This window comes from Marinomonas sp., assembly GCF_965225885.1.
Lineage (GTDB): Bacteria > Pseudomonadota > Gammaproteobacteria > Pseudomonadales > Marinomonadaceae > Marinomonas.
The window spans coordinates 276,276-289,539 of the sequence record NZ_OZ245329.1; the positions used below are offsets into that span (position 1 = coordinate 276,276).

Sequence of the window (13,264 nt, forward strand, 5' to 3'; positions counted from 1 at the left end):
TCTAATAAAACACTATGAAGATAAAAAACTAATGAATAATTTCATCATTTAATCTTTTTTTGTAACATTTGTAATAATTCAATGTTCGAGCTGAAATATTCCACTTAACTCTTTGATAGTAAAAGGTTTTGAAATAAACAAATCATCGTCCTTTAATTGATATTTTTGTTTTAATTCGTCTTTCGGTAAACCTGACATTAGCAATATGGGACCAGTAAAACTGGATAAATCAGTCTGCAAACTATGCGCTAATTCAACTCCACTCATGGTGCCAGCTAGGTTCACATCCGACACAATAGCGTCAGGAACTATGGCTTTACTCAAAGCATTCATCACCGCTTCGGCACAATCAAAGGTTTGCACCATAAAGCCCATTTTTTCCAATTGCTCGCGCATCACTCGACATACTTCTTCATCATCTTCCACCAGCCACACCAAGCTAAACTCGGGCAAGACAATCACCTCTTGATTGATGTCTTTCTCTTCAGAGACGTTGTTATCACCTGAGACAAAGTCAAGCGATGTAATTTGTCGAGGCAAGAAAAGACAAACTCGGGTCCATTTGCCTTTTTCAGAGGTCACTTTGATTTCGCCACCGCTTTGCTTCACAAAGCCATAAATCATACTCAAACCCAAACCACTGCCCTTGCCGACGGGTTTAGTGGTAAAGAAAGGTTCAAAGATGCGACCAATCACCTCATCGGCAATGCCTTCACCTGAATCTTCCACGCGTATACGAATCGCTGGAACATCACTGTTTGGCAAAGTACACAGTTTGGTTGAAAAGGCTAAGCGGCCGCCATCTGGCATGGCGCTGGCGCTATTCAAGGATAAATTCAATAAGGCATTTTCTAGCTGGGAAGGATCAATCAAACTCACCACATCGGGGCATTGCAAATCACTTTCGACGACAATATGCGAGCCAACGCTGTATTCAACCAAATCCAACATGCCTTCGATCAAATCATCAATACCAATCGACACAGGAAAAAGCTGCTGACGACGACTAAAGGCCAATAAACGCTGCACTAGGTTGCTGCTTTTCTCTGAAACCACCAGCGCACGTTCTATGTATCGGGCTTGATCGGTGGTCTGTGGGCGCGAGTCAGACAGCATTTGTAGATTCCCCATAATCGCTGCCAAGAGATTATTAAAGTCATGGGCAACGCCACCTGTTAGTTGCCCTAGCATTTCCATTTTTTGCGCCTGACGTAGCTGACTCTCGACGCTTTTACGCTCAGTCAAATCCGTATACAAGGTAACAAAACCACCCTCTGGCATCGGCTTGGAGCGAAACTCAATAATTTTCCCCGAATCAAAATGACGTTCGAAACTTTGAAAACGTAAATGACGCGAGACGTTCACCTCTTCCATGTGAACTTGCTGATTTTCTAGGTTGAGGTTTTTATGTTGCCCGCGGTTTATCAGGCTTTGCACTTCATCAATAGACATGCCGACACTCAAATCATCGTCCGACAAATCAAACAATGTCTGATAACCCGAGTTCCAAGCAACCAAGCTACCTTTTGCCGAAAACACACTCAAACCGTCATTCATATTATCGAAGATAGTTTCAAGCAAACGTTTTTGCTCCGAGAGCTCTGCCGTCACTTCCAAACGCCTTAACGCATCACGGCGAAAAACCTCAAACGTATCCGCCAAAGTGCCGATTTCATCGTTACGACGTATTCCCGTATGTTTTGAATCAACACGTCCTAACGATAGCTGCTCCATGTCGTTGGTGACGACACCTAAATCTTTGGTCATACGCTGGCTGTACCAATACAAGCGCGTTAGACCCAACAACAGAAACACAGAGATACCAATAATCCAGTTTTGACCGCGAGCAACAAAGGTCGATACTTCTTGTCGCTGACGACTCACTTTCTTCTGTAATCCGCCCACAAAGTCGCTGACTTGTTTGCTCAGCTGTTCAGATTTGGCACGAATAGAAATTAGTAGGTAGTTTTTGCGCTCTTGGATTTGATTCAAACGCCTGTGCGCCATCAGTAAGTCTTCTGCAATGCTCGCTACTTGCTCGTTTTGCTCTGATAACTTTAAGCTTTTCAGCATGCTTTCAGGTACTAAGCTCGGCGATTCTAATAATTGTAGTAACCAGACCAAACCTTGCTGACTGTCTACGCTGGCAGCATCATCATTAGCTGGCAACTGACGAATACGAAACTGCTGCGCCAAACTGTCTTCGCGCAAATACAGCTCTTCTCGTACCAAGGCAACAAGCTCTTCAAGGGTGGTTTGCAAATCGTCTAATCGCTCGTCGATGTCCCGCTGAAAGACAGAATCTGTCAGACTATCTGCAACGCCGCGAAGTTCAAGAATACGGTGGTGAATACGCTCAGATTCAGTTTGTAACTGGAAAGGACGACCCGAACCTGCGGTATAAGGCGCGATGGCAGCCAACTGCGCAACACCTTCTGCCAATGTTAAAGAGGTACTGATTTCAGGTAAGGTTTCTGATTCGAATTCTGACAAAGAGGCTTCACTGACTCGCATGGATTGCCAGCCGATCCCGACCATAAAAAATGCCACCAAGCTAATCGCTAAAATAGACAAGGAGGCTTTTTGACGGATACTGGTAAAGCGCATTTAATTCATCCGCACAGGGCCTTGGAAAAAATAACCAAGTCCGCGCTGGGTTTTAATGAACTCTGGCGTTTTCGGGTTTGCCTCTATTTTTCGTCTAAGGCGAAGAATCAACACATCAACGGTTCGATCAAACACCTCAGTTTCTAAACCTCGGCTTTGCTCTATTAGTTGTTCACGAGAAAAAATGCGATCTGGATGACGAGCTAACACTTCTAACAGCGAGAATTCGCCTAAAGTTAAAGTCACCAGCTTGCCGTCTGGATCATGCAAAAGGCGAGCGGTCAGATCCAACGTCCAACTGCCGAATTTCAAACAGTCGTGATCTTGATTAATCGTACTTCCCGTCGTCGGTGGCACTTGATAAGAACGACGCAACAAAGCATGAATTCGCGCTGTCAGTTCACGTAAATTAAATGGCTTCATCATGTAATCGTCTGCAGCTAACTCTAGCCCTAAGATTCGATCTGTTTCATCGCCTTTACCAGTTAACATCATGATTGGCATCACAAACCGCTCGCGAATTTCCCGAGCCAGATTCAAACCATCTTCTTCTCGAAGGTATAAATCCATCAGCACCAAATCGACAGGTTCCGCTTCGAGATGAAGCCACATTTGGGTGCCATTTTCCGCTTCCAATACCCTGTAACCTTTTTGCGATAAAGCGTCACAAAGCAACTGACGAATATCTTGATCGTCATCCACTACCAATAAAGTCTTTCTATGTTGTTCTGTCATTGTCTGGGTTTAATCCATGATCTTTGTTATTTCGCGCATGCGATTGATAGCATGCTAAAGTTTATAACAGATTAACAAAAGGAAAAGCTTACTGTGCAGAAGAAACACATACCTAAGAAAAAAGAGATTCACCTAACTTTTTTCGATCCTGAGCAGTTCATTCAAGCAGATCAAGAAGAAACCGTCTTGCATGCATTAATCTTGGCGGGTGTTCCTATCAAGCAGGCCTGCACAAATGGCGTTTGTGGAGTTTGTCTAACACCCTTGCTATCTGGTGAAATCGACTACACCAACCGGCTGCCTCACGGCTTAAACGAAAAAGAAAAGCAGAACGGCTACTTCCTACCTTGCATCGCCACCTGCAAAACTGACATCGCCATCGGAAGACCTAAAGTGAAACTGCGCTAACCGCCTAAAACGCTCTCCTGTCAAAAATAAAAAAGCGCCTTACATTGAAGACGCTGGGAGCATAAATTAAGAGGATCATTTTCCTCTATACATTTCTATCCTTCATTAAGCTGTCTTAAATTGGCTTACTAGCTCACTCTGTTGAACGGCAAGACTGCTCATTTTCTGACAGTTTTTTTGGCCCGTAATCGCATCTAACATGGCCGTCTCTGAGCTCTCTGACATTTCATGTATACTTTGATTTATCTCCTGAGCAACATGAGATTGTTGATCCGCTGTTGTGGCAATTTGCATACTCAAGCTTCGAATTTCAGCCATAAATTCACGTAATTCTATTAGCGCCTTACCCACACTTTCAGCCTCATTCATACTCTCTCTCGCTCTTTCACAACTACGTTTCGTTGTGACGACAGTTTCACTCACACCACTTTGTAAGTCATAAATCACTTTTTGAATTTCTTCCGTCGATTCATGGGTTCTAGTCGCTAATGTACGCACTTCATCTGCAACTACGGCAAAGCCTCGACCTTGCTCACCCGCTCGAGCAGCTTCAATAGCGGCATTCAAAGCCAGTAAATTGGTTTGCTCAGCGATCCCCTGAATAACGTCGAGAATCTGCCCAATGTTTTGAGAATATCTATCGACTTGGTTGACAATTTGAGAAGACGTTTCTAATTGCTCCACCAGCTGAGTTACCTGCTCAATATTTGTCTTCATACGCTCTAAGCTATAGTTAGCACTGTCATCCACTTCATGGACTTTTTTCAATGTGACATCGGCATTTTGAGCCACTTCATTTACGGTCGCAGACATTTCGTTCATCGCTGAAGCAACGGACGTCATTTTGTCATGCTGCGCTTGCATGAGTCGTTGCGTCGAGCCCGATGAGAGGTGAACACTTTCAGCGGATTCCACTACTTGAGCCGAGGCATGGTTAATTTGCTGCATAACTGAACTGAGCTTTTCAACCAACATATTAACCCAATAAGATAACTGCCCAAACTCGTCTTTAGTCTGTATTGTTAAGCGTTGGGTTAAATCGCCTTTGGCAATTAAATCCAAAATAGCTAAGATTTTGACCAACGGCTTACGAATACTTCGACTCACCCAAACCGCGATGATCAAAGCAACAATGACAGAAATCGTCATAATAAAAAATGTCATATACTTGGCTTTGGCCGACGCATTTAATGCATCCTCTTTCGCTTGATTACGCAATACACCAACCACACTAACCAGTTGATTTAATTGAGTTTGTACTGAAACTAGACTATCAAATAGGATAGAGGCAGCCGCCTCAGATTCCATTTGCATACGACTCAACTCAAGGTACTCTGACACAACGTTATCTTTTGCTTGAACGGATTGCTGGATGCTTTCCACTTGTTGGGCGATAAATTCATCCCCCAACTGAGGCAACGCATCGTTAAGTGGCGCGAATATTTGAGACATCTCGCCCTGAATTTTTTTGAGCGCATCCACTTCTGTAGAATCAAAATAATCCCTAATAAGCAGTTTCAAACTCTCTACTTGTGTTTGCGCTAAACTCACTGAAAAAGCCTGTTTATCATTCTTTGGATAACGAGCTATCGCTTCTAAGTCTTCCGACAGCAAAACCAGAGCATCCTTTAAGTCTAATTTCTGACTAACCAGTGCCTTTTGCAATGTTACTTGGCGGCTGTGCTCTTTAATTGCGTTATTGGCTATTTTTGAAAATGCCTGATACTGATCAATAATGGAATCTAGAACTGATCGAACATTAGGATAATTGACCACCATTTTTTTCAAAGAATCCGTTTGTGTGGAAAAGCGCTGTTCTTCTTCTGAAAACTTCGTCAATGCCGTATCTAAGGCAGAGTCACTAGAAGCAATTAAATACTGTAAAACCGCGCTACTTGTTTGTGCTGAAGTAACACTTAACGCATTACTACTGTCTGAGATATCCGCTATTTTTCCCGTTACTGTTTCGATTCTTTGCTGAACGCTGTTTAAACCTGTCACACCAGAGGCTGCAACGATAAACAGCAGAACCAGTAATAAAATGAAGCCAAGCAAAACACGCTGGACAACTGAAATAGACATACCCTACTCTCCCTTATATATCGAATGCGCCAATCGATGTTTCATATTCGCTAGCGCCGCCTTATCACCACAACCCATTTTCTCTTTTTACCCAAACCTGAAACGCTCGTTTTTGCTATTTAGGACACTCTTGAAACACCTTGTTCGTACACTGGTTACATACGCTAAGAGGTACCTTTTCCACCATGTCTGAGATGGCGGCTTTCGTTGAAAGCTTTAACACACCATCATCTAAACACTCGATTAGTCGTTTATCCGTTAATTCATCATGCACTATGCCTTTTAACGAACTAAAAAATACGGTGCCGCCTTGCTGATGAATCCTATCGACCTCTTCAACTAAGGTATGCTGACCCGAAATGTCGATGAAATTTACGCCTTTAAAGATCAGAATAAGCTGCTTATGACCTGAACTAAGCAACTCTCTAAGAGAGCTTTTTAATGACTCAGCAGCCCCATAAAAAACAGATCCGTCTAAACGGGCTATTTTTATCGCTGGACATTCTGGTAATTGATGGCGCTCAACATTACGAATTTGACGCGTATGATCATCCAGCAACCTTGGCGCAACCACAGTAACTTTTGGTCTTGCGGTCCTAGCTAGGTAAAACACAAGAGACGAAACGATGCCTAAGTAAATAGCGTATTCCAAGGGAATCAGAAGCGTCCCAAAAAGCGTAAACAAGAATGGAAGAGACTCTTCTTTTGGCGACAACACATTCATTTTGACTGCTCGCCAATCAAACAAATTCCATGCAATAACCAAAATGCTGCCAGCCATTACAGGCACGGGAATAAGGTGTGTCGCTTTTGGCATAAATAGGATAAGCAACAACACAAGAAGTGCCGAAACGACAATAGAAAAAGAGCTTTTAGCGCCAGAATCATAATTCCCGCCCGAACGAGTAAACGAACCAGAGCTTGGATAACATTGGAAAAATGCCCCAATAACATTCGACAACCCTTGACCTAGAAACTCTTTATTTCCATCGATAGACTGCTTTGAGCGAATCGCGATAGAGCGAGCAATAGAAACAGCTTCGATTGCACCAAGTATTGCAATAGACAATGCAGCCGAACTTAATAAAATGATCGAATCAAGGCCGAAGTCAGGTACTTTAAAAACGGGTAAAGCATTTGGTAAGGCACGAATCATGTGGACCTGATCCGATGAGGCAAATAACCAATGACAACTAATTGCACCAATCACCATACTGGTTAATAAATACGGAACGGCTTTCAACCAAGACTTTATACATATCGCGCTGACCACGGTAATCATTCCGACCCAAGTAGAAGAAAGGTCAATGTTATGAACGTTGAATATGACTTCCTTAACATAACCTAGAAAACTTGATGCTTGGCTATTAGATAACCCGAAGAAATTACTCAATTGGCTCATAGCAATAAGTACAGCCGCTCCAGAAGTAAAACCTTGCACTACCGAATGAGAAATAAAGTTCACTAAAAAACCGAAGCGGAAGAGATAAAATAAAAGCTGAAAAAGACCAACCAAAAAAGACAGCAAAAACATCAAAGACAAGTAACTGCTTTGTGAATCCCCTGCCAAGCCACTAATAACAACTGCACAGACGATAGACAAGGCAGCAGTTGGTCCAGAAACCATATGTTTTGAAGAGCCAAAGATTGAAGCTATCACGGCTGAAAATATCGCAGTGTAGAGACCAAATTCAGGTGGTAAACCAGCGATCATTGCGTAGGCGATGCCTTGGGGAATGACTAAAATAGCCCCTGTAACGCCCGCAATAACATCGGCTTTAATCGAGTTAAGAGACCAGAGCTCTCTCGTTTGAAACGAAGAAAACCTGTATTTGCTCATAATATTCAATACTTTCTAGTAAATAAAAAAAGAGGCAACATATCTGTTGCCCCAAAAGCCTTTTGGGAGGAGGCTATAAAACGCTCTTTTTTCGTCGCCGTTGCAGCACAATAACGCCACCAAGCAACAATAGACTTGGAATATAGACAAATAGGTTTGAAGGCTGATCATTCGTCACTTCAATACCCTTAACCACTTGAAACGCTTCGAAGCCCGCTTCATATGCGTCACTACCGATGCCAACACTATCCACTTCAACAGTGCCGTCGGTGATATATAAATTCAGACCTGCATGTTCAAAAATGGTGTTAATGTCGCCAGATTCTCGAGCGATCAGCATGTGTGTTGAGTTTTCAGGTTTGCCAGAATAGCCGTCTTCAGAGACATGAATTCGAAGCGGTGTGCCAATCTCAATCGTATTTTTTTGCTCCAGATAATCCGATATGGCAACGTAATGATGAGGTTCGACCACTTTGTCGATCCAAAAACCGGGACGAAAAATACTAAATGCAATCACAAGTAACAGAACGCTTTCCCACCATTTGCTTTTAACAATAAAGTAGCCCTGCGTTGCGGCAGTGAAAATCAACATAGCCAAGGTCGCGATAATGAATATAAATATCCCTTGAGCAGCGCTAACATTGATCAGCAACAAATCTGGATTAAAGATAAATAAGAACGGTAGCAATGCCGTCCGTAATGCGTATTGGAAGGCTATAATCCCCGTTCCTATCGGCTTACCGCCCGACACAGTAGCGGCCGCAAAAGAGGCTAATCCTACAGGTGGTGTAACATCAGCCATCAGCCCGAAATAAAAGACAAAAAGATGGACCGCGATCAAGGGGACAACCAAACCATTTGAAGCGCCAACTTCCACTATGACACTTGCCATTAACGACGAGACAACAATATAGTTTGCAGTCGTTGGCAATCCCATACCTAAAATCATGCAAAGAATAGCAACTAAAATAAGCATGAGAGTAATGTTGCCGAATGATAAAACCTCAACCACATCTGCTAACACAGCACCGACACTGGTCTGAGAGACCACACCAACAATAACGCCTGCAGTAGCGGTTGCAATTGAGATGCTTGCCATATTTCGAGCACCCGACACCATGCCATCAAATAAATCTTTCGCGCCACGAAACAGCTTAACATTCGATTCTTTACGGAATATCCCGTCTAAATACGGCTTAGTCAGAATCATAAAAATCGTAAGTAACGCCGCCCAAAAAGCACTCAGTCCAGGGCTCAGACGCTCAATCATGAGACACCAAACCAAGACTACAACAGGCAATAAATAATACATACCGGACTTAAAGATAACGCCCGGCGTAGGAAGCTCAGATAAATCCTGATCGGTTGAATTCTCTAACTTTGGACTCTGAGACCCGATATACAATAATCCAACGTAGCTCAAAATAACCAAGGTCGAAATAACAAAAATAGATTCGTCACCGGCGAGCAGCTTTATCCAACCCAGTCCGTAATACACCACAGCGCTGATCACAGAAACAACTAGGAAACCAAAAATAAAAGACGAAAGTTTACGAATGAAGCTGGTGCTAGATGTTTTACGAGGCAAGCCCTGCATATTAGCTTTTAGCGCTTCAAGATGAACGATATAAACCAATCCGATGTATGAAATCAAAGCTGGCAAAAAGGCATGTTTGATCACATCCAAATAGCTGATACCAACGTATTCAACCATTAGGAACGCAGCAGCGCCCATCACTGGTGGCATGATTTGCCCATTCACAGAAGACGCAACTTCAACTGCACCAGCTTTCTCAGCAGAAAAGCCAACTTTTTTCATCATTGGAATCGTAAACGTTCCTGTTGTCACAACGTTCGCAATAGAAGACCCCGAAATCAATCCCGTTAATCCAGAAGCAACAACGGCCGCTTTGGCCGGGCCGCCGCGAAAATGCCCAAGACAAGAAAAGGCAAGCTGAATAAAGTAGTTACCCGCACCAGCTTTATCGAGCAGCGCACCAAATAATACAAACAAGAATACAAAATCTGTCGAGACGCCAAGGGCAATACCAAAAACACCTTCCGTCGTAATCCATTGATGATTTACCACTTCATAAAGGTTGAACCCCTTATGAGCAATCATCTCTGGCATGTAATTACCAAAGAAGTTGTATATTAAAAAGATCGAAGCAATCAGAGGTAATGTAATACCTAGACTACGTCGAGCGGCTTCAAATAACAGAGGAATCCCTATGCATGCAACAATGACATCTTGCAAGATAGACGCCCCAACTCGCGTAGCAATACTGTTATATTCAATTAAGTAGTAGGATGTGCAAAGGCTGGCTAAAATCGCAATACACCAATCCGTAGCTGGAACTTTATCTATTGGTGACTTACTTCCAAACGGAAAACTAAGAAAGACTAGAAAGATTGCAAACGATAAATGGATCGAACGAGCTTGATTACTATTCCAACGCAGCAAATCTGTTTCGAGTAAATAAGGAAACGGGGAAGCAATCCAGAGCTGAAAAAGAGCCCATACAAACGCAACAACTAAAATCACCTTTAACTGAAGCCCTTTAGGTCTCCGGCCTCCCATATCATTTGATGAAACCAGCTCATCTAAATCAGTCGAGCTACCGCTCTCCTTATATTGACTCATATTACAACCCCAGGAGAATACTTAAAAAAACCATCGGGTAATACAACCCCGATGGTTACAGTTGACATCAACGTTGATCTGACTATTTTATCCAACCACGCTCTTTGTAATACTTGATCGCACCAGCGTGGAGTGGTGCGGAGAGACCAGCACTGATCATCTCTTTAGGGTCTAAATTAGCAAACGCTGGGTGTAGGCGCTTAAAGCGATCAAAATTTTCAAAAACACCTTTAACTAAGTTATAAACCACTTTTTCTGACGTAGCGGTTGAAGTCACCAATGTTGCTTTCAGGCCATATGTGTGAACATCATTCGGCGTGCCTTCATACATTCCACCTGGAATAGTGGCGTAGCTGTAGTAAGGAAGTTCTGCAATTAAGCTATCAACCGCTTCGCCAGTGACATCTATGATATGAGTTGAGCAGGTGCTAGTTGCTTCTTTAACATTCGCCACGGGATGACCTGCGACCATGACAAAAGCATCGACTTTGTTATCGCATAGCGCTTGGGACTGTTCAGATGATTTCAGCTCGCCTGCTAGCTTAAAGTCGGATACTTGCATACCTGTTTTTTCCATCAACGTCAGCATAGTTGCACGTTGGCCGGAACCAGGATTACCGATATTTACACGTTTACCTTTTAGGTCATCAAACGATTTGATATTTGCATCGGCTCTGGTAACCAAGGTGAAAATATCTGAGTGCAGAGAAAATACAGAACGTAAATCTTGATATGGGCCCATATCTTTAAAATTCGACGTGCCATTATAGGAATGATATTGCCAATCGGACTGTACGATACCAAAATTCAATCCACCGGAACGAATAGAGTTTAGGTTGGCTATCGAGCCACCAGTAGAAGGTGCCGAACAACGTAAGTTATGCTCTTTGACATCACGGTTTACCATTTTACAAATGGATTGACCAACAACGTAATACACACCTGTTTGACCAGCTGTACCGACAGAAAAATGCTCAACATCTGCGGCATAACCAGATGTTGCACTTAACCCACTAGCAACAACTAACGCTGCCGTTGCGCTTACAAATTTACTTCTTAGCTTACTCATTATGTTATTTCCTCGTTTCTTTCGTGTCATTTTTGAGGGAGCGTATGCTCTAGTGATTGCTTATAAGCAATTTCTAATCACCACCGACACACAAAAATCAGCATGACGACAGCACTATTTTTTATGCGAGTTCGACACTTCGCTGACGCGCAGCAACACAACATGCTTCTATACGGTCTTTTAATTCATGATTGCACATCAATGCTTCAAGCCCGGCTTGCGTTGTGCCGTTTGGGCTGGTGACATTTTGACGTAAAGTTTCAACATCAATGCCACTTTCTTCTATAAGACGAGCAGCACCAGCCAAAGTATCCAGCGCCAAAGCTTTTGCAAACTCGTTGTCTAGATCAAGCGCTTGCGCGGACTCAATAAAGCACTGAGCAAAATAAAATAAATACGCTGGACCACTTCCACTAATCGCAGTCACCGAGTGCATTTGCTTTTCATTCGATACCCAATAGAACGTTCCTAGCGATGCGAATAGTTCCTCTATAAGCTTCGAGAACATGCTTCGGCTTTCTGAAAAGCCGACCAAAACGCCTTTACCTATCATTGCTGGCGTATTCGGCATGACTCGAACCACGTGCTGTGCATTAGGTAACATATCCAATAAAGTCTGAACCATTACGCCTGCAGCAACCGATACCAAACAGGTTGAGGGGGAAATAAATTGATTAAATTGTGAGATATGCTTAACAATAATTTGTGGTTTAAGGGCTAATAGAAACACCTTAAACTCCAACCCCAGCGGGACATTTTCAGTACTTTCAAAAGTGTGTAGCCCTTTATTTGCATAAACCTTTAACGTCTCTGGATTATTGTCTATGAGATAAATTGAGTCAGGGGTAACACCTTGCTTTAACCAACCGTCAATTATTGCAGAGCCCATTCGGCCGCCACCAACAACCAGTATTTTATCGGTTACACTAACAATATTGCTCATAGCATCAACCTCCAACTACTCATCATGCCGTAGCAAGAGCTTTGTATAATTCACGAATACGCTTAACCACGGGGCCAGGCTTACCGTCACCAACCTCACGACCATCAATCTTCACAACAGGAGTCTGTCCGCCAAAAGTTCCTGTTACAAAAGCTTCGTCGGCACCGTAGACTTCAAATAATGAAAAATCTTTCTCGTGAACCGGAATGCCATCTTGTACACACAGGTCAATAACTTTTTGTCGAGTGATACCGTTCATGCAGTAACGAGGTGTCGAAGTCCATACTTCGCCATTTCGAACAATGAAAAAGTTGGTTGAATTACAGGTGGCAACAAAGCCATGAGGGTCAAGCATTAGCGCTTCATCTGCGCCCGCTTTCTGAGCATGAGTCAGCGCAGTGATGCAATTCAATTTGCTGTGTGAATTTAACTTAGGATCTTGGCTATTAGGTTGACCACGAACAATGTGCACAGTAAACAAGGTCATACCATTTTCTAGTACTACCGTACTTGGCTTACTATGTTCAGCAATAATGACTGTTGTTGAGCCAAAAACACTCAATCTAGGGTCTTGGAAAGGATGCTTTTTACGGCCACGAGTTACCATCAAACGTAGATGGGCATCATGAGTCATATTATTCGCCGCTAATGTATCGTATAGCGCACTAACCATCTCATCTCGTGTGAGATCAATTTTAAAATCCAACACTTTTGCTGAAGCATATAGGCGATCAAGATGGTCATTCAGAAAAGCAATCTTGCCATTATAAATACGTAGACCTTCCCAAATACCATCCCCCAACATAAAGCCGCTGTCGTAAACGGACACTACCGCTTCTTTTTTCGGTAACAACTCACCATTTACATAGATTTTGATCGACTCATTGCGACTATCTTCATCTGCTGAATGTGCACTAAAAGAATGGGACGACATAT

9 protein-coding genes are annotated in these 13,264 nt (G+C 42.9%); 1 reads left to right on the forward strand and 8 read right to left on the reverse strand.

The annotated features are described in order from the left end of the window. Window positions 1-78: 78 nt before the first annotated feature. Together ACO05V_RS01280 and ACO05V_RS01285 are read right to left on the reverse strand one after the other, a co-directional pair. Window positions 79-2,607: a PAS-domain containing protein gene (locus ACO05V_RS01280; protein WP_421846766.1), complete on the reverse strand. Its 2,529-nt coding sequence runs from the start codon at window positions 2,605-2,607 to the stop codon at window positions 79-81. After that, entirely contained in the window at window positions 2,608-3,342 is a 735-nt protein-coding gene (locus ACO05V_RS01285) for a response regulator (RefSeq protein ID WP_421846768.1), read from the reverse strand. Between the two features lie 93 nt (window positions 3,343-3,435). Here ACO05V_RS01285 and ACO05V_RS01290 point away from each other — a divergent pair, with 93 nt between their 5' ends. After that, complete coding sequence (locus ACO05V_RS01290; RefSeq protein WP_421846770.1) at window positions 3,436-3,750, forward strand: 2Fe-2S iron-sulfur cluster-binding protein; 315 nt, start codon at window positions 3,436-3,438, stop codon at window positions 3,748-3,750. A 105-nt stretch (window positions 3,751-3,855) separates the two neighbouring features. Here the strand turns inward: ACO05V_RS01290 and ACO05V_RS01295 are convergent, their stop codons facing one another. From ACO05V_RS01295 to ACO05V_RS01320, 6 genes are all read right to left on the reverse strand, one after another. Next, a complete protein-coding gene (locus ACO05V_RS01295) occupies window positions 3,856-5,832 on the reverse strand; it encodes a methyl-accepting chemotaxis protein (RefSeq protein ID WP_421846772.1) in 1,977 nt (658 codons plus the stop codon). A gap of 115 nt (window positions 5,833-5,947) precedes the next feature. After that, window positions 5,948-7,672, reverse strand: coding sequence for a SulP family inorganic anion transporter (locus tag ACO05V_RS01300; protein ID WP_421846774.1), 1,725 nt, complete (start codon window positions 7,670-7,672; stop codon window positions 5,948-5,950). A gap of 73 nt (window positions 7,673-7,745) precedes the next feature. After that, a complete protein-coding gene (locus ACO05V_RS01305) occupies window positions 7,746-10,316 on the reverse strand; it encodes a TRAP transporter permease (RefSeq protein ID WP_421846776.1) in 2,571 nt (856 codons plus the stop codon). 82 nt (window positions 10,317-10,398) lie between these two features. Further along, entirely contained in the window at window positions 10,399-11,385 is a 987-nt protein-coding gene (locus ACO05V_RS01310; protein WP_421846778.1) for a TAXI family TRAP transporter solute-binding subunit, read from the reverse strand. A 121-nt stretch (window positions 11,386-11,506) separates the two neighbouring features. After that, a complete protein-coding gene (gene proC, locus ACO05V_RS01315) occupies window positions 11,507-12,328 on the reverse strand; it encodes a pyrroline-5-carboxylate reductase (protein ID WP_421846780.1) in 822 nt (273 codons plus the stop codon). 22 nt (window positions 12,329-12,350) lie between these two features. Beyond that, complete coding sequence (locus ACO05V_RS01320) at window positions 12,351-13,262, reverse strand: aminotransferase class IV (RefSeq protein ID WP_421846782.1); 912 nt, start codon at window positions 13,260-13,262, stop codon at window positions 12,351-12,353. Between the last annotated feature and the right edge of the window lie 2 nt (window positions 13,263-13,264).